Origin of the sequence: Sphingomonas lacusdianchii, from assembly GCF_022664395.1 — a bacterium.
GTDB lineage: Bacteria > Pseudomonadota > Alphaproteobacteria > Sphingomonadales > Sphingomonadaceae > Sphingomonas > Sphingomonas lacusdianchii.
Genome location: NZ_JAKRET010000007.1, coordinates 227,553 through 244,931, shown reverse-complemented (window position 1 = coordinate 244,931; position 17,379 = coordinate 227,553). Strand labels below are relative to the sequence as shown.

Genomic DNA, 17,379 nt, shown 5'->3' with positions numbered 1-17,379 from the left:
AATATGGTGGTTGTAATAAGACATATGAGCCAGCTTAAACTTTAAACGATCCCACAGCACCTTGAATGCCATAGACCGCAAGCCGCCGCCCACATGTCCCTTCATCTAAACTACAATGTCAAATAGCGGACAAAGAAACCGGCGTCGCTTCGCTACCCCTTTTTTTAGGAGGGGCGGTTTGCGTCGCCTGCGTTTCGCTGTCCCGGTGGAAGCGATTGGCTCGCCCCGTCCGGTGAACAGCCCTCTACGGGCGATGTTGGAAACGGTCAACGGCTTTTTGCAATTTTGTTTCGAGAAAGTTGCAGATTGACGGATTTCCGCGGGTTTACGCGGTTTCAATCGCTTGGCGTACAAGCTGCCAGCATGGACTCCTCTGCCGAATCGCCCCCTGCCCCGACCGAATCGCTGCGCGGACAGGTGCGCCGTGCCGTGATCTGGCGCTCGGGCAGCCAGATCGTCGGGCAGATCGTGTCATGGGCATCGACCTTCCTCGTCATCCGCATGCTGACGCCGGGGGATTATGGGTTGGTGGCGATGACCGGGGTCGTGTTGCTGTTGCTCAACATGCTCAACGGGCATGGGCTGGCCAACGCCTTGATCCAGCATGGCGAGGTATCGCAGCGACAGCAGCGGCAGGTACTGGGGATGCTGTTGCTGCTCAACCTGATACTGGGCGGTGTGCAGTTCGTGATCGCGCCGCTCGCCGCCGCTTATTATCACGAGCCGTTCGTCGCCGACCTGCTGCGGGTGCAGGCGCTGCTCTATGTGACCACGCCGTTCAGTTCGTTCGCCTATGCCCTGCTGGCGCGGCGGATGGATTTCCATCGGCAGGCACAGGTCAATCTGCTGTCCTCCTTCCTCGGCGCGCTCGCCGCGATCGGCGGTGCCTATGCCGGACTGGGCGTATGGACGCTGGTGCTGGCACCGGGGGTATTGTTCGCGACCCGTGCCATCGGACTGACCATCGCCGCCCGCGCATGGATGTGGCCGAGTTTCGACTTTCGCGGCGCAGGGCATCTCGCCCGCTATGGCGGGGTCGTCGCCGGATCGAGCCTGCTGAGCTTCGCGCAGAGCCAGGCGGATATCCTCGTCGCCGGGCGCTGGTTCGATGCCCATGTCGTCGGCATCTATACCACCGCGCTGTTCCTGACGCAGATATTCACCAACAAGGTCGTGCCGCCGCTCAACGAGGTCGCCTTTTCGGCTTATGCGCGGATGCAGCATAATCGGGCGGCGGTAGCGGACGGCTTCGTCCGGTCGGTGAGCCTCGTGATGCTGGTCGCGGTCCCTTTTTTCCTTGGACTTGCGGTCACCGCCGGGCCGGTGGTCACGATCGCGCTGGGCGAGCAATGGCGCGAGGCGGCGCCGCTGGTCGCCCTGCTCGGCATCGCCATGCCGTTCATGGCGCTGCAGACGCTGTTCCTGCCGGTGGTCGATGCGCTGGGGCGGCCGGGGATCACCGCGCGGACGACGGCGATCGGCGCGATGCTGCTGCCGGTCGCGTTCCTCGTCGGCGTGCGCTTCGGCATAAGCGGACTGGCGGCGGCATGGATCGTCGCGCACCCGATCCTGCTCGGCATCGTGCTCCGCCGCGCGCTGCCGGTAATCGGCCTGTCGCTCGGCAGTTTCGGCGCCGCGGTCCGCCCGGCCTTTGCCGCCGGAGTGGCGATGGTGGGTGCGGTGCTGCTGGCGCGCGCGGTCATCGCGCCGGGGTCCCCGGTCGCGACGCTGGCGCTGTCGGTCGCGGTCGGCGGCGGCGTCTATGCCGGCATGTTGTGGTGCTTCGCCCGATCGGCGGTCACCGATGCGATCGCCATGGTCCGGCGGCGCTAGAGCGGTTTCCGACCAGCTTGAACCACCGTCATCGCCCTACAGGCGACCGCTGACGCGGCGGGGTGATTTCGGCTCGGGGCAGCGTTGCTTCGTCGGTCACGATGCTTCGGCATCGCTCCCTCCTTGCGCCTCGCCCCGAACCAAAATCACCTCCGTGCCGGTGATCCAATCTGATCGGAAACCGCTCTAACCCTGCAATTGCCGGATCGCGTCGCGGGTTGCGCGCAGATAGGCGGTGCCGTGAAAGCGATAGGTGCCGATGAAGTGCGCGAACGCCGCGCCGCGCGGCACGCCCGCATTCCAGAAATTAAAATAGCGGTTATAGGGCAGCAGCACCGGTTCGGCATCGTTGGCGACGACGAAATTGGCCGCGACCTGCTCGCTGCCCCAGCGGCGCCATTGCCGTTCCCCGAGGATCCGATCCATCGCCAGCGACAGCGTTTCGGCGACGGCGCGCCCGTCCTCGCTGCGCGTGAAACCGGCGAAGCCGGCACAGCCCCGCACATATCGGAGCGACTCGCGCCCCGGCACGGCGACCCGGTCGAGCACCGCTTCCGAAGCGTCCTGGACATGGGTGGCGCTCGCCAACGGATCGACCGCGCGTCGCGTCGCGACAAAGGCATCGACCGGCAGCAGCCGTGCGTCGCCCTCCCCCAACAGGGTGAAGCTGCGCCCCGCATCGATCGCCGCCGCGACCTCGGGCACCGGGCCCAGCGTCACCGTGTCCGAATCGAGCTGGATCACATAATCCTGCGCGCGCAGGTCGAGGATCGTCAGCAGCCGTTCCCACACGTCGCGCCGCGGGCAGGGATCGGTCGCAATCGTATCGATCGCGATGATCCGCGGGTCGCCGAGCTGCGCGGCCAGCACCGCCTTGTCCGCCGCGGTCAGCGTCCCGTCGTCGAGGATCACCACCCGCCCGCGCCGCAAATGATGCAGCAGCGATTTGACCGCGACCAGATAGGGCAACAGCACCGCGCTGCCGATCATCGAGAAGACGATTACCCCGTCGTCGCGAATCGTCGCCGGCGGCGTGACAAGAATGGCGCGCGCCAGCCGGCGGTGCCGCCATTGCTTCCAGTGCCAGTTGAGATGTTCGCCGAGCGAGGCCATGCCGCCTGCTTATCGACCGCCGGTTAAACGGGCGTCAACCGGCGCGCCTAACCCTGCTGGATATAGGCACGCATCGCCTCCGCCTCGGCCTCGATCCCGTCGATGCGATATTTGACGAGGTCGCCGATCGACACGAATCCGACCAGCCGCTCGCCGTCGATCACCGGCAGATGCCGGATGCGCCGCTGCGTCATCAGCGACAGCGCGCCCAGCACCGACGCGCCCGGATCGACGGTGATCGCGGGGCTGGTCATCCGATCGCCGACCGGCAGGTCGAGCGCCGCCGCGCCGCGTTCGACCAGCGTGTGGATCATGTCGCGTTCGGAAAAGATGCCGACGACCCGGGTCCCCTCAAGCACCGGTACCGCGCCGATGCGATGTTCGTCCAGCAGCGCCACGACGTCCCGCACGCGCGCATCGGCCCCGACCGACACGATCGCACGCTTGCCCAACAGTTTCGCGATGGTCATCGCCCTCTCCTCCCACCGGTGCCCCGGTCCGACGCGACAGGGGCATCCATGGGTTGAGAATTCCACGCTTCGCCACCATTGAAAAGCCATGGCGAACGATCTCGACGACCCCGTATATGCTGCGTTCGCCTGGAGCCGGTTTCGCTGGCTGCTCAAGGTGATGGCCGCGATCTCGGCCGTCGCCGCGCTGCTGGCGCTGGGGGGCATCTGGTGGTGGATCGGGTCGATGAACTGGGTGATTGCCGCCGCGACGCTGGCCGGAGTCGGGCTGTCGGTGATGCTGGGCGGTGCGCTGATGGCGCTGGTGTTCCTGAGCAACGGATCGGGGCATGACGCGGCGGTCGATGCCTTCAACCCCGATCGCGATCCGGGACGCGATCAGCGGGGATGACGCGCTGCGCGATTCCCGGTCGAGACGCCCAAAACCGGAAGACGCCCGATTACCGGGTCACGCCGCCGCCAGTTCCAGCGCCGCCGCCTGTGCCAGGCTGGTCCCGTCGAGAATGCGCGCCGTCTCGTCGCGCACCCGCGCCATGGCGTGGCGGATCGCGCAGCTCGCCTCGTCCTTGCAATCGCCGCACGGGCGATAAGCGGTACGGCTGACGCAGGGGACCAGCGCCAGCGGGCCTTCGATCACGCGGATGATCTCGCCGAGCGAAATCAGATGCGCCGGGCGCGCAAGGTGATAGCCGCCCGCCTTGCCCCTGGTCGACAACAGGAATCCCGCCTCGCGCAGATCGGCGAGGATCAGTTCGAGGAACTTGCGCGGCACGTTGGCGGCGGTGGCGATGCGGTGCATCGGCATGGGCGCTTCGCCCGCGGGTTGTTCGGCAAGGAACAGCATCGCGCGCAACGCATAGCGGGAACGCTGGGTCAACATCGTTCAACGCCCATGCCACTTGCGATACGGCAAGGGAAGTACGCTTCTTTTCAAAGCCGGGACAAGCGCCTATATCCCAATCGTCGGCTTCCAGCCGGCTATGACGATAAACTGCGGCGTGCAATAGACGCAGCGGACCCGGGGGCAGTACCCGGCGGCTCCACCATAAGGTGGTGTTTCTGGACACCGTTTCTGACGGGGCCGAACCAGGATCGACGTGTGTTGAAAAGCGCTGTTTTCGTTCGGAATGGGACCACCGCAACGGCCCATACACACAAGTGCCAACGATAACGAAGCACTCGCGATTGCGGCGTAACTAAGGGCCTCACGGCCTGAAGTTACTCCAAAATAGCGCGGTCGGACCGAACCGGGCAACAGAATCGGATTCCAGCGGTACGGGGAGCACCGGGCAACAGAAGCTCCCCACTTCCTTTCGCAACACGCCCTTGCCCGCTACGGCCGCGCGCATGGACATCGACCTCATCGCCCTGCTCATGCTCGTCGCGTTCGGCGCAGCCGCGCTGGATGCGATGGCGGGTGGCGGCGGGCTCATCACCCTGCCCGCGCTGCTCGCCGCGGGCGTCCCGCCGGTCGTCGCCCTCGGTACCAACAAGCTGCAAAGTTCGTGCGGCACCGCCGGCGCGACCTTCGCCTTCTGGCGCAAGGGGCATATCGACCTGCGGCGGTTCGCCCTGCCCGCGCTCGCCTCGTTCGGCGGGGCGGCGGCCGGCGCGGCGCTGGTGCAGGCGATCGATCCGCATTTCCTGTCGGGCGTGCTGCCGGTCCTGCTGGTCGCGATGGCGCTGTATTTCCTGTTCGGTCCGCGCCTGTCCGACGTCGATACCCATACCCGCCTCGCCCCGGCCGGGCTGTTGCTCGCGGTCGCGGCGATCGGCGCCTATGACGGGTTCTTCGGCCCCGGCACCGGATCCTTCTTCACGCTGTTGCTGGTCACCGCCGCCGGCATGGGCGCGACGCGAGCGGTGGCGCATACCAAGCTGCTGAATCTCGCCAGCAATCTGGCCGGCGTTTCCGTGCTGGTCGCGGGCGGGCATGTGTGGTGGACGCTCGGCCTCGCCATGGCGCTCGCCAGCCTTGCGGGCGGACAGGTCGGCGCGGCGCTCGCCATCCGGTTCGGCGGGCGCGCGATCCGGCCGCTGCTGGTCGTCATCTCGCTGGCACTGACGGTGAAGCTGATGGCCGACCCGGCCAACCCGTTGCGGATGTGGCTGGGGGTCTAGCGCCTTCCCCTTCATCCCACCAAACGGGTTGGATGGGGAACCAGGCTAATCCAGCCGCCGCCCCTCGATCCGCGTCAGCCGGCATGCCAGATCCGCCTCGCCCGACGCCACGATCCAGTCGTCGCCATCGCGCACGATCCCGGTCGTGAACACCACCGGCTGCGGCAGATAGGCCTGGTGCGCGATCGGCGCGATCAGGTCCGACGCCGCCTCCAGTACCGGTCGCGACTCGTCGCGCTCAAGCACGCAGCGCGCCTCCGCATCGATCAGCGCGCGATAGGTGCGATACACCCCCACCGCGCCCTGTTTCTCGACGCCGTGATAGAGCAGCATCCACCCGCGCGCCGTCCGCACCGGCGGCGTCCCGCCGCCCAGCTTGTACGCCGCCGCCCCCTTGCGCGGGCGCAGCGCCGGTTCGGACAGCGGCCGCCAGTGCAGCATGTCGGGCGAGGTGGCGAGGTTGATACTCGGCCCGCTCGTTTCCGCCCCGTCCGGCGCGGCCACGAACCATGCATCCGACAAGGGCCGGGTCAGCGACACATAGCGCTCCCCCACCCGCCCCTCGAACGGCACCATGTCCTTGTTGCCATGGTCGAGCACCATGCCCTGCGACCGCCAGTCGAACCCGTCGTCGGACCGGTACATCACCGTACACAGCCGCCCGCCCGACACGCCGCATACCGTCATCCAGTACACGCCGTCGATGCGGACGATGCGCGGATCCTCGACGCCATATTGGGCATAGTCCGCCGACGGTTCGACCGCGCAGTCGTAATGCACCGCCACCACCCGCTGCCCATCGGCCGACAATTCGACCGGCAACAACCATGACAGCGAAGTCAGCCCCAGAAACGGATAGGCCCCGCCGGTCAGCGCGAAGAATCGCGGATCGCGCACGTCCGCCGCATCGGCGGCGAACCCGTCGAGCACATAGCCCCGTGGCGTCCAGCGGATCGAACGCACCTGCCCGCCCCGCACCGGTTCGCGCAGCGCCTCGGCAATCCGCACCAGCAGCAACAAATTGCCGTTCGGTAACCGCGTCAGCGCCGGATTGAACGCGCCCAGTACATAGGTCGGCTCGGCTATGTCGCGGCGGAGCGGCGATCGCGTCAGATCGACATCGTCGGGAGCGAAGACGATCCGGTCGTCGCTCACGCCGCGTCGCCATCCTGCATCGACCGGTGATGGCGAATCACTTCGTCGATGATGAAGCGCAGGAACTTCTCGGAAAATTCGGGGTCGAGATCGGCGTCGCGCGCCAGCGACCGCAGCCGCGCGATCTGCGCCTCCTCGCGCCCCGGATCGGCGGCGGGCAGTCCTTCGTCGGCCTTGTACCGGCCGACCGCCTGCGTCACCTTGAACCGTTCGGCGAGCAGAAAGACCAGAGCGGCATCGATATTGTCGATGCTCTGGCGAAAGCGTTGCAGCGTCGCATCGGACATGGCGATCCTTCCTGAACGGCGGGGCGTGCCGGGGGTCCGCCCCTTTCGCGCGACCGGGCGTATCGCGCAACCCCGCCTTTCCCTTGCGTTCGCTTGTCCGAACCGCCACATCGCTGGGACATGACGGCTACCCTGCACCGCCTCGACAAGCGGACCGAACCCTCGCTCGATCCGCTGATGGCGCTGGTCGCCGACGACATGAATCGCGTCAATGCGGTCATCCTCGACCGGATGCAGTCGAAGATTCCGCTGATCCCCGAGCTCGCCGGCCATCTGATCGCCGGCGGGGGCAAGCGGATGCGGCCGATGCTGACGCTCGCCTGTGCGAAGCTGATCGGCTATGGCGGCACGCGCCATCACCTGCTGTCCGCCGCGGTCGAATTCATCCACACCGCGACGCTGCTCCACGACGACGTCGTCGACGGATCCGACCTGCGCCGCGGCAAGCGCACCGCCAACATCATCTGGGGTAATCCGGCCAGCGTCCTGGTCGGCGACTTCCTGTTTTCCAAGAGCTTCGAACTGATGGTCGAGGCCGAAAGCCTGAAGGCGCTGCGCGTCCTGTCGGGTGCCTCGGCGATCATCGCCGAGGGCGAGGTCAACCAGCTGACCGCGATCCGCCGCATCGACACGCCCGAGGACCGCTATCTCGACATCATCGGTGCCAAGACCGCCGCGTTGTTCGCCGCCGCGTGCCGCATCGCCGCGATCGTCGCCGAACGCTCCGACGCCGACGAAGCCGCGCTCGATGCCTATGGCCGCAATCTCGGCATCGCCTTCCAGCTGGTCGACGACGCGATCGATTACGTGTCCGACGCCGATACCATGGGCAAGGATGCCGGCGACGATTTCCGCGAAGGCAAGATGACGCTGCCCGTCATCCTCGCTTATGCCCGTGGCAATGAAACCGCGCGCAGCTTCTGGCGCGACGCGGTGTCGGGCAAGCGTGCGAGCGATGCCGATTTCGCGCATGCGATCACCCTGGTCCAATCGTCGCGCGCGGTCGACGATACGCTCGCCCGCGCCCGCCATTACGGGCAGCGCGCGATCGACGCGATCGGCCGTTTCCCCGACGGTCCGGCCAAGGACGCGATGGTCGAGGCGGTCGAATTCGCGGTGCGTCGCGCCTATTGATCGACATCGGCGGCGTTCGGTTGCGTAAGAACCGCCGATAGCGGAATAGGTTACGATGCCCGATTCGCTGAAGATCGACGATGCCGCCTTCACCATCCGGATCGATCCGGCGCGCAGGATGCTCGACATTGACCTGCGCGGGCTGTGGGATCCGGCGATCGTGCTGCGCTTCCGCGACGCGCTGGCCACGACGCTCGGCCGCCTGCCGACGCTCGGCTGTCCGCTGGGTCAGCAGGTCACGTTGTTCGACATGACGCAATTCGCGGTCCAGCCGCGCGACGTGCTGCCGCTGCTCGAACAGATCGCCGCCAATCCCAATGTCACGTCGCGTCGCATCGCGATCATCGCCAACAGTACGCTGCTGAAGATGCAGGCCAAGCGCCTCGCCCCCAACATCGCCCTGTTCGAAGCGCGCGAATCGGCGCTGGCATGGCTGGCCGAGGACGGGCCGATGGGGCGGTAACGTTGCCCCGCATCCTTACGTCATCCGGACCCGATCGAAAACGCGGCGAACGTCGCCCGTCACTCGAAAACTCCCCGTACCCCGGCGCAGGCCGGGGTGCAGTTGGGAAGGCTTTTCCGTAGCTTACTGCCGTCCCCCAACTGGGCCCCGGCCTTCGCCGGGGTACGGAAAGGGACTTTCGCAAAGGTCTCGACCCGATCCCGGTCCTTCCTACCCCCCGACGACCGAGCAGGTCACCCTCATCCGCAACCGACCGGCGCTTTCCTACACCGCAAAGCCGTGACAGGCTCGCCCCACGCTCTGTCGCACCGTCCGTATCTCCACCCGCGCGGCCCAAAAACCGCAGGTGCGTCAGCCCACCGACGTCAACGATACAAAGCCTGCACAAGTGTGAACTTTGTGAACTTTGGGCTCAAACCGCCCGCTTCTCCAGCGCTTGCGCCGCCTCAGCCATCAGCGTCGCGATGATCTCCGCCGCCGGCTCTTCCCTGGTCACCATGCCGACCGACTGGCCGGCCATCAGGCTGCCATGCTCGACATCGCCGTCGATCACCGCCCGGCGCAGCGCGCCCGCCCAATAATGTTCGATCTGCAACTGCGCCTCGGCCATCGCCACGCCGCCCTCGTCGAGCATCTGCGCGACCTCGCGCTGCTTGGCGGTGAACAACTCGCCCCCGGCATTCTTCAGCGCGCGCACCGGAATCACCGGCAGGCGCGGGTCGATCTGGACGCTGGCGACGGCGTCCCGCGCCGATGCGCGCAGAAACGCCTTCTTGAACGCCGGATGCGCGATCGATTCGGTCGCGCAGACGAAGCGGGTGCCGAGCTGCACGCCCGCCGCACCCATGTCGAGGTAACCGGCGATCGCCTCGCCCCGGCCGATCCCGCCCGCGACGAACACCGGCACCTGATCCGCCACCTCGGGCAGCATTTCCTGCGCGAGCACACTGGTGGAGACGGGGCCGATATGGCCGCCGGCCTCCATCCCCTCGATCACCAGCGCATCGGCGCCCGAGCGGATCAGCTTTTTCGCCAGCGCCAGTGCCGGGGCAAAGGCGATGACCTTGGCCCCGGTCGCCTTGATCGCCTCCAGCGACCCCTTGGGCGGCAGGCCGCCGGCCAGCACGACATGGGTCACGCCGTGCCGTCCGCAGACGTCGATCAGGTCGAACAGCGCCGGATGCATGGTGATCAGGTTCACGCCGAACGGCTTGGTCGTCAGCTTTTTGGTCCCCGCAATTTCGGCATCGAGCAGTTCGGGGGTCATCGCCCCGCACGCGATCACCCCGAAGCCGCCGGCATTGGAGATGGCGGCGACGAGGTTGCGCTCGCTCACCCACGACATCGCGCCGCATAGGATCGCGGTCTCGGTACCCAGAAAGTCACAGCCACGCGCCATCCGGCGCTCAAGGCGCTCGGCGCCGATCGAAGCGTTGGTCATTGCCCCGCCTAGCGCGGGCGGACGGCTTCGGGCAAGCAGGGACGATGATGCGACAGGAACATGGCGAGCTGGTCGTCACCACCAATGGACAGGGGCTGGTGCTGATCACCGGACAGGTCCGGCACTGGGTCGATGCGACGGGCATCGCCAGCGGGCTGCTGACCCTGTTCTGCCGCCACACCTCGGCCTCGTTGCTGGTGCAGGAGAATGCGAGCGAAGCGGCACGCGACGACCTCGAACGCTATTTCCGCCACATCGCGCCTGAAAGCGACCGCTATGCCCATGACGAGGAAGGGCCCGACGACATGCCCGCGCATCTGCGCACCGCATTGACCAACACGTCGCTGTCGATCCCGGTGATCGGCCACCGCCCGGTGCTCGGCACGTGGCAGGGCATCTATTTGTTCGAACACCGCCGCGCGGCGCATCGCAGAAGGATCGCGGTGCACCTCATCGGCGAATAAATCCTCCCCGCTCCGCGGGGAGGGGGACCAGCCGCAGGCTGATGGAGGGGGGTGTCGGCATCCACAACGGTTGCGTTGCGTGGCTCGCCCCCTCCACCACCGCTGCGCGGCGGTCCCCCTCCCCGTACCGGGGAGGATCTGGTTACCCCTCTGCGTCCAGCCCGTACGCCGTGTGCAGCACGCGCACCGCCAGTTCGGTATAATCCTCTTCGATCAGCACGCTGACCTTGATCTCCGACGTGGTGATCGCCTGGATGTTGATGCCGCGATCACCCAGCGTCTGAAACATGGTCGACGCCACGCCCGCATGGCTGCGCATGCCGACGCCGACGATCGAGATCTTGGCGACCCGCGTGTCGTGCAACAGCTTGGCGAAGCCGATATCAGTGCTCGCCTTTTCCAGCGTGTCGAGCGCGCGGGCCAGTTCGGCGGCGGGCACGGTGAAGGTCACGTCGGTCGATCCCGCCGAATGGGCGATATTCTGGACGATCATGTCGACGTTGATGCCGGCGGCGGCCAGCGGGCCAAAGATCGATCCGACCGCGCCGGGGCGATCGGGCACCGCGACCAGCGTGATCTTCGCCTCGTTCTTGTCGTGCGCGATGCCGGTGATGAGCTGCCGTTCCATGTCCGTCACTTCCTCTTCGCCGACGATCAGCGTTCCACGATATCCATCCTCGTCGCGCGTATCGTCGAACGACGACAGCACGCGGACGCGGACCTGTTCCTTCATCGCCAGCCCGACCGACCGGGTCTGGAGCACCTTCGCCCCCACCGAGGCGAGTTCGAGCATTTCCTCATACGTCACCCGCGCCAGCTTGCGCGCGCGCGGTACGATGCGCGGGTCGGTGGTATAGACGCCGTCGACATCGGTGTAGATGTCGCAGCGATCGGCCTGCATCGCCGCCGCCATCGCCACCGCCGACGTGTCCGACCCGCCGCGCCCCAGCGTGGTGATGCGATGATCGTCAGTCACCCCCTGGAACCCGGGAATGACCGCCACCTCGCCGCGCGCCAGCGATTCGTCGAGCGCGGTCGTGTCGATCGACTCGATCCGCGCGGTCGCATGGGCGTCGGTGGTGCGGATCGGCAATTGCCAGCCCAGCCACGACCGCGCCGGCACGCCGATCGCCTGCAATGCGATCGCCAGCAGTCCGCTGGTCACCTGCTCGCCCGACGACACCACCGCATCATATTCGCGCGGGTCGTACAGCGCCGATGCTTCGCGGCAGAAGCCGACCAGCCGGTCGGTATCGCCGGCCATCGCCGACACGACCACCGCGACCTGATTGCCCGATTCGACCTCGCGCTTGACGCGCTGGGCGACGTTGCGAATGCGTTCGATCCCCGCCATCGAGGTGCCACCGAACTTCATCACGATCCGCGCCATGCGTTTTGCCATTCATCCTTGGGGGGAATGGCGGCGGCTGATAGGAGAGCGCCATGACGAACGCAAGCGAAGCAATCTTTATGTCTAAAAAAGCCGCGCCCGCGCAATCAAGCGTCGTCGCGCGCGAGGCGGCGCATTTCGGCGAGCTCGCCGCCGACTGGTGGAACCCGCATGGCAGCTCGGCAATGCTCCACCGGCTGAACCCGGTACGCCTCGCCTTCGTCCGCGCCGCGATCGATTCGCACTGGGGCGGTGACGGGCTCGGCTTCACCCCGCTGGCCGGCAGGACGGTGCTCGACGTCGGCTGTGGCGCCGGACTGCTCGCCGAGCCGCTCGCCCGGCTCGGCGGACAGGTGACCGGCGTCGACGCCGCGCCTGAAAATATCGGTGCCGCCAGCGCCCATGCCGCCCAGTCCGGCCTTTCGATCGAGTATTTGGCCGGCGGTGTCGAAGCGGTCGCCGGGCGGCAATTCGACCTCGTCACCTCGCTGGAGGTGATTGAGCATGTCGCCGACCCCGCCGTCTTCGCCCACGCGCTGACGCAGGCGGTGGCACCCGGGGGACTGCTGATCGTGTCGACACCCAACCGCACCCCGCTCTCGCGCCTCGCCATGATTTCGGTCGGCGAAGGGATCGGGCTGATCCCGCGCGGCACCCATGACTGGGACCGGTTCCTGACCCCCGACGAACTGACCGCGCATCTGCGCGCAAGCGGCATGACCGTCTCGCCGCCGACCGGCCTCGCCTTCTCCGCCGCACACGGGTTCAAGCTGTCCGACGATGTCTCGCTCGACTATTTCCTGACGGCGACTGCCGGATGAGCAATCCGCTCGACCGCTTCACCGACGCCCAGCGCGACAGCTACCCGCAAGCGCTCGCCGAACTCCGCGCCGGGGCCAAGCGCAGCCATTGGATGTGGTTCGTCTTTCCGCAGATCGCCGGCCTCGGTCAAAGCCCGACCGCGCGCCACTTTGCGATTCGTGATCTCGCCGAGGCGCGCGCCTATCTCGACCATCCGCTGCTAGGGGGACGGCTGCGCGAATCGGCACAGGCGCTGCTGCCGCACCATGGGCAGGATATCGGCCGCATCCTCGGATCGATCGACGCGATCAAGCTTCGCTCGTCGATGACGCTGTTCGAGGCGGCGGCGGACGGCAGCGAACCACTGTTCGCCGATATCCTCGACGCCTTTTATGGCGGCGAGCGCGACCCGGCCACGCTCGGCCGCCTGTGATCAGCCGCGCGGCGTCAGCTTCAGCAGCTTGGCATTTGCGCCGTCCTGCAACACCCAGAGCGCGCCGTCGGGCCCCTCCTCGACCTCGCGGATGCGGGCGTTCATCGGCCATTGGTCGCCCTTCGCGGCATTGGTGCCGTTGACGTCGACCCGGACCAGCGCCTCGCTCGACAGGCCGCCGATGAACAGGTCGCCGGCATATTGCGGGAACAGCTTGCCCGAATAGACGATCAGCCCGCCCGGCGAGATCACCGGGTTCCACGCGACCTTGGGCGCTTCCAGATCGGGGCGGGTGCTGTGGCGCGGGATCGGGCGGCCGTCATAATGATCGCCCTCCGACACCAGAGGATAGCCGTAATTGCGCCCGGCGACGATCAGGTTGACCTCGTCCCCGCCCTTCGGCCCCATTTCCTGTTCCCACAAATTGCCCTGCGCATCGAAGGCGATGCCGAGCAGGTTCCGGTGCCCGTACGACCACACCGCCGGATGGAAGCCCTTCGCCGCCAGCCCCGGATCGCCCGCCGGCTGCCCGTCGAGCGTCAGGCGCAGCACCTTGCCCAGCGTCGCCTTGGGGTCCTGTGCCGGATCGAATTTCTGCCGCTCGCCATTGGTGAAGAACAGGTGCCGGCCATCGGGGGCGAAGGCGATACGCCCCGAATAATGGCCGTCGCCACTCACGAACGGCGTCGCGCGAAACAGTTCGGTGATGCCGGTCATCCGGTTGCCGTCGAGCACCCCGCGCGCCAGCACCACACCCTTGCCGCCATCGCCTGCGACCGAATAGCTGAGATAGACGCGGCGGCTGGTCGCGAAATCGGGGGCGAGGACCACGTCCATCAGCCCGCCTTGCCCGGCCGAATCGACCGGAATCGTCGCGGCGGTCGTCTTCTGGCTGCCATCCGCGCTGACCAGCAACAGGTTGCCGCGCTTTTCGGTTACCAGCATCCGCCCGTCGGGCAGGAAGGTCATCGCCCAGGGCGCGTCGAACGTTGCCACCTCGCGCGTCGCGAACGGCACGCCGCCGGTGGTCGGGCTGGGGGTCGGCGCTGGAGTCGCGGTGGCGGTCGGCGCGGGCGAGACCACGACCGGGGCCGCATCGACATCGCTGCCGGCATTGCACGCCGCCAGCAGGGCGGCGGCGGGGATCAGCGAACGGAACGGCAGCATCGGCGACATCCTCTCGAAACGACAAATTTGCCCGTGGCAACGCGGTGCCGGGCGCGACGATCCTGCGCCCCTTGCCGAGACACGCAATTTTACATATATGGACGTTGCTTCCTCGACATCGTCAACGTGCCGAGGCCGGTTCCGACAGGGACCGGCAGCGAAGCGGCGTAGCTGATGGAGACGGCATGGCGGATATCGCCGAACTGACGCGATTGATCGAACCGGAGGCTAGGGCCTTGGGTTTCGCGCTGGTGCGCGTGAAGATGATGGGCGGCAAGTCGGACCCGACGCTGCAGATCATGGCCGAGCGCCCCGACACCCGCCAGCTGACCATCGACGATTGCGCCGAACTGTCGCGCCGCATCTCCGACCTGTTCGACGAGAAGGACCCGATCGAGGAGGCCTATCGGCTGGAGGTTTCGTCGCCCGGCATCGACCGGCCGCTGACGCGCCTCGCCGACTATGCCGACTGGAAGGGGTTCGAGGCGCGCGTGACCCTCGATGCGCCGATCGACAATCGCAAGCAGCTGACCGGCATCCTGCTCGGCACCGAGGGCGGGCAGGTCAGCATCGACGTGCGCAAGCACAAGGCGATGACCGTGCCCTTCGCCGCGATCGTCGATGCCAAGCTCCTGATTACCGATGCGCTCCTGAAGGCGACGGCACCGCTGTCGACCGAGGGCGCCGACGAATATGAAGACGAACCTGCCGACGACGAACCGGCTGACGCAGAAGGACTGAACTGACATGGCCACCGCCGTCACCGCCAACCGGGCGGAACTGATCGCGATCGCGAATTCGGTCGCATCGGAAAAGATGATCGACAAGGCCATCGTGATCGAGGCGATGGAAGACGCGATTCAGCGCGCCGCCAAGACGCGCTATGGCTCGGAAAACGACATCCGTGCAAAGCTCGACCCGAACACCGGCGACCTGCGCCTGTGGCGCGTGCTCGAAGTCGTCGAACTGGTCGACGATCACTTCAAGCAGATCGGCGAGAAGGACGCGCAGAAGCTGCAGAAGGGCGCCGGCATCGGCGACTATATCGTCGATCCGCTGCCCCCGATCGAATTCGGTCGCATCCAGGCGCAGGCATCGAAGCAGGTCATCCTGCAAAAGGTCCGCGACGCCGAGCGCGAGCGCCAGTTCGAGGAATTCAAGGATCGCCAGGGTGAGATCATCACCGGCGTCGTCAAGCGCGTCGAATTCGGTCACGTCGTGGTCGATCTCGGCCGCGCCGAGGGCGTCATCCGCCGCGACCAGCAGATCCCGCGCGAGGCGGTTCGCGTCGGCGACCGCGTCCGCTCGCTGATCCTGAACGTGCGTCGCGAGAATCGCGGGCCTCAGATCTTCCTCAGCCGCGCGCATCCCGACTTCATGAAGAAACTGTTCGCGCAGGAAGTGCCCGAAATCTACGACGGCATCATCGAGATCAAGGCCGCGGCCCGTGACCCCGGCTCGCGCGCCAAGATCGGCGTCATCAGCCATGACGGCTCGATCGATCCGGTCGGCGCGTGCGTCGGCATGAAGGGCAGCCGCGTGCAGGCCGTCGTGCAGGAAATGCAGGGTGAGAAGATCGACATCATTCCGTGGTCGCCCGACACCGCGACCTTCGTCGTCAACGCGCTGCAGCCGGCCAACGTCGCCCGCGTCGTGCTCGACGAGGAAGAGGACCGCATCGAGGTCGTCGTTCCTGACGATCAGCTCAGCCTCGCCATCGGCCGTCGCGGCCAGAATGTCCGCCTCGCCAGCCAGCTGACCGGCAAGGCGATCGACATCCTGACCGAAGCCGATGCGTCGGAAAAGCGGCAGAAGGAATTCATCGAACGCTCGGGCATGTTCGAGAAGGAACTCGACGTCGACGAGACGCTGGCGCAGCTGCTGGTCGCCGAAGGCTTTGGCGAACTCGAAGAAGTCGCCTATGTCGAGATCGAGGAACTGGCGAGCATCGAAGGCTTTGACGAGGACCTCGCGCAGGAGCTGCAAAGCCGTGCGCAGGAAGCGATCGAGCGCCGCGAACAGGCCGCCCGCGAGGAGCGCACCGCGCTGGGCGTCGAGGACGATCTGGCTGAACTGCCCTATTTGACCGAAGCGATGCTGGTCACGCTGGGCAAGGCGGGCATCAAGACGCTCGACGACCTCGCCGACCTCGCCACCGACGAACTGGTCGAAAAGAAGAAGGCCGAACCGCGTCGTCGTGGCGACGATGCCCCGAAGCGCGAAGCGCCCAAGGGCGGCATTCTCGCCGAATATGGCCTGACCGACGAACAGGGCAACGAGATCATCATGGCCGCCCGCGCCCATTGGTTCGCCGATGAGGACGCCGTGGTCGAAGAGTCGGAGGACGCAGTTGCGGAATCCGAACAATGACACCGCGCGGCTAACCGACAGCCCCGAGCGCAGCTGCATCCTGTCGCGTGAGCATGGCTCGCGTGACGGGCTGGTGCGACTCGCGCTCTCGCCCGATGGCGACGTGCTGCCCGATGTTCGTGCCAAGGCTCCCGGCCGTGGCGCATGGATCGGGGTGACGCGCGCCGAGCTGGAAGTCGCGATCGCCAAGGGGCGGTTGCGTGGCGCACTGGCGCGCGCGTTCAAGGGTGCGGCGCTGACGATCCCCGCCGACCTGCCGCAACTGGTCGAGGAGGCGCTGCGGCGTCATGCGCTCGACCGGTTGGGGCTGGAGACGAAGTCGGGCTTCGTCGTGATCGGCGGTACCGCGATCGACAAGGCGGCGCGCAGCGGCAAGCTGTACGGCCTGTACCATGCGTCCGATGCCGCTCCCGACGGCGCGGCGAAACTCGCGCAGGCATGGCGCGTCGGCAATGACGAAGAAGGTTCGGGTTTGAAGGGATTGGCATTGCCGGTCCCACGCACCATATTGTCGTTGGCGCTTGGGCGCGAAAATGTGGTACATGTCGGCCTGACCGACGCACGGGCGGCACAGCGAGCCAATGACGCGCTGTCCCGCTGGCTGCACTTTATCGGACCCGAACCTATCCCTGCGGCTTGCGAAACGTCTTCGCAGGGCGCATCGACGGCGCAATTTTCCGGCACGGACGTTGTCGGACACATTGGCGTCGACCAATTGAAGCAGGAACCTGAGTAAC

Annotated in this window: 19 protein-coding genes and 1 other RNA gene; 12 read left to right on the top strand and 8 right to left on the bottom strand. The window is 66.7% G+C overall.

The features are described from left to right. Positions 1 to 363: 363 nt before the first annotated feature. Positions 364 to 1,833, top strand: coding sequence for a lipopolysaccharide biosynthesis protein (locus tag MF607_RS11920; RefSeq protein ID WP_242118957.1), 1,470 nt, complete (start codon positions 364 to 366; stop codon positions 1,831 to 1,833). A 186-nt stretch (positions 1,834 to 2,019) separates the two neighbouring features. On the opposite strand, the gene MF607_RS11915 is transcribed toward MF607_RS11920, so the two are convergent. Then, complete coding sequence (locus tag MF607_RS11915; RefSeq protein WP_242118955.1) at positions 2,020 to 2,946, bottom strand: hypothetical protein; 927 nt, start codon at positions 2,944 to 2,946, stop codon at positions 2,020 to 2,022. Between the two features lie 47 nt (positions 2,947 to 2,993). Next, entirely contained in the window at positions 2,994 to 3,416 is a 423-nt protein-coding gene (locus MF607_RS11910; protein ID WP_242118954.1) for a CBS domain-containing protein, read from the bottom strand. 88 nt (positions 3,417 to 3,504) lie between these two features. Here MF607_RS11910 and MF607_RS11905 point away from each other — a divergent pair, with 88 nt between their 5' ends. Then, positions 3,505 to 3,807 (top strand): hypothetical protein, encoded by a 303-nt coding sequence (locus tag MF607_RS11905; RefSeq protein ID WP_242118952.1) that lies wholly within the window; start codon positions 3,505 to 3,507, stop codon positions 3,805 to 3,807. A gap of 57 nt (positions 3,808 to 3,864) precedes the next feature. Here MF607_RS11905 and MF607_RS11900 read toward each other — a convergent pair whose 3' ends face one another. Next, a complete protein-coding gene (locus tag MF607_RS11900; RefSeq protein ID WP_056455391.1) occupies positions 3,865 to 4,296 on the bottom strand; it encodes an RrF2 family transcriptional regulator in 432 nt (143 codons plus the stop codon). Between the two features lie 43 nt (positions 4,297 to 4,339). On the opposite strand from MF607_RS11900, the gene ssrA reads away from it, so the two are divergent. Beyond that, positions 4,340 to 4,685: a transfer-messenger RNA gene (ssrA, locus tag MF607_RS11895) on the top strand. Between the two features lie 78 nt (positions 4,686 to 4,763). Further along, entirely contained in the window at positions 4,764 to 5,537 is a 774-nt protein-coding gene (locus MF607_RS11890; protein WP_242118950.1) for a TSUP family transporter, read from the top strand. Positions 5,538 to 5,582: 45 nt separating this feature from the next. Here the strand turns inward: MF607_RS11890 and MF607_RS11885 are convergent, their stop codons facing one another. Together MF607_RS11885 and MF607_RS11880 are read right to left on the bottom strand one after the other, a co-directional pair. Next, complete coding sequence (locus MF607_RS11885) at positions 5,583 to 6,692, bottom strand: glycoside hydrolase family 130 protein (protein ID WP_242118947.1); 1,110 nt, start codon at positions 6,690 to 6,692, stop codon at positions 5,583 to 5,585. Then, positions 6,689 to 6,979 carry a chorismate mutase gene (locus tag MF607_RS11880; protein ID WP_242118945.1) on the bottom strand — a complete coding sequence of 97 codons (291 nt, stop codon included), beginning with the start codon at positions 6,977 to 6,979 and terminating at the stop codon, positions 6,689 to 6,691. Before MF607_RS11880 ends, MF607_RS11885 begins: the two co-directional genes overlap by 4 nt. Before the next feature lie 120 nt (positions 6,980 to 7,099). Here MF607_RS11880 and MF607_RS11875 point away from each other — a divergent pair, with 120 nt between their 5' ends. Next, the gene (locus MF607_RS11875) at positions 7,100 to 8,113 is read left to right on the top strand and encodes a polyprenyl synthetase family protein (RefSeq protein ID WP_242118943.1); all 1,014 of its coding nucleotides are present in this window, start codon (positions 7,100 to 7,102) and stop codon (positions 8,111 to 8,113) included. A 55-nt stretch (positions 8,114 to 8,168) separates the two neighbouring features. Then, positions 8,169 to 8,576: a hypothetical protein gene (locus tag MF607_RS11870; RefSeq protein ID WP_242118941.1), complete on the top strand. Its 408-nt coding sequence runs from the start codon at positions 8,169 to 8,171 to the stop codon at positions 8,574 to 8,576. A 412-nt stretch (positions 8,577 to 8,988) separates the two neighbouring features. Here the strand turns inward: MF607_RS11870 and MF607_RS11865 are convergent, their stop codons facing one another. Further along, positions 8,989 to 9,975 (bottom strand): NAD(P)H-dependent flavin oxidoreductase, encoded by a 987-nt coding sequence (locus MF607_RS11865; protein ID WP_242118983.1) that lies wholly within the window; start codon positions 9,973 to 9,975, stop codon positions 8,989 to 8,991. Positions 9,976 to 10,064: 89 nt separating this feature from the next. Between MF607_RS11865 and MF607_RS11860 the strand changes: the two genes are divergently transcribed. After that, positions 10,065 to 10,481, top strand: a complete 417-nt coding sequence (locus MF607_RS11860) for a secondary thiamine-phosphate synthase enzyme YjbQ (protein ID WP_242118980.1) — start codon at positions 10,065 to 10,067, stop codon at positions 10,479 to 10,481. 142 nt (positions 10,482 to 10,623) lie between these two features. On the opposite strand, the gene MF607_RS11855 is transcribed toward MF607_RS11860, so the two are convergent. Beyond that, complete coding sequence (locus MF607_RS11855; protein WP_242118978.1) at positions 10,624 to 11,871, bottom strand: aspartate kinase; 1,248 nt, start codon at positions 11,869 to 11,871, stop codon at positions 10,624 to 10,626. Between the two features lie 53 nt (positions 11,872 to 11,924). Here MF607_RS11855 and ubiG point away from each other — a divergent pair, with 53 nt between their 5' ends. Then, positions 11,925 to 12,692, top strand: coding sequence for a bifunctional 2-polyprenyl-6-hydroxyphenol methylase/3-demethylubiquinol 3-O-methyltransferase UbiG (gene ubiG / locus MF607_RS11850; protein ID WP_242118939.1), 768 nt, complete (start codon positions 11,925 to 11,927; stop codon positions 12,690 to 12,692). Beyond that, positions 12,689 to 13,105 (top strand): DUF1810 domain-containing protein, encoded by a 417-nt coding sequence (locus MF607_RS11845; RefSeq protein WP_242118937.1) that lies wholly within the window; start codon positions 12,689 to 12,691, stop codon positions 13,103 to 13,105. The genes ubiG and MF607_RS11845 overlap by 4 nt, the downstream gene beginning before the upstream one ends. Here the strand turns inward: MF607_RS11845 and MF607_RS11840 are convergent, their stop codons facing one another. Next, the gene (locus MF607_RS11840; protein WP_242118935.1) at positions 13,106 to 14,272 is read right to left on the bottom strand and encodes a PQQ-dependent sugar dehydrogenase; all 1,167 of its coding nucleotides are present in this window, start codon (positions 14,270 to 14,272) and stop codon (positions 13,106 to 13,108) included. Positions 14,273 to 14,457: 185 nt separating this feature from the next. Here MF607_RS11840 and rimP point away from each other — a divergent pair, with 185 nt between their 5' ends. The 3 genes from rimP to MF607_RS11825 are packed head-to-tail and all read left to right on the top strand — an operon-like array spanning position 14,458 to position 17,378. After that, complete coding sequence (gene rimP / locus MF607_RS11835) at positions 14,458 to 15,018, top strand: ribosome maturation protein RimP (RefSeq protein ID WP_242118933.1); 561 nt, start codon at positions 14,458 to 14,460, stop codon at positions 15,016 to 15,018. A 1-nt stretch (position 15,019) separates the two neighbouring features. Then, positions 15,020 to 16,642: a transcription termination factor NusA gene (gene nusA / locus MF607_RS11830; protein ID WP_242118931.1), complete on the top strand. Its 1,623-nt coding sequence runs from the start codon at positions 15,020 to 15,022 to the stop codon at positions 16,640 to 16,642. Continuing rightward, a complete protein-coding gene (locus MF607_RS11825; RefSeq protein ID WP_242118929.1) occupies positions 16,623 to 17,378 on the top strand; it encodes a DUF448 domain-containing protein in 756 nt (251 codons plus the stop codon). Before nusA ends, MF607_RS11825 begins: the two co-directional genes overlap by 20 nt. The last annotated feature ends 1 nt before the right edge of the window (position 17,379 follow it).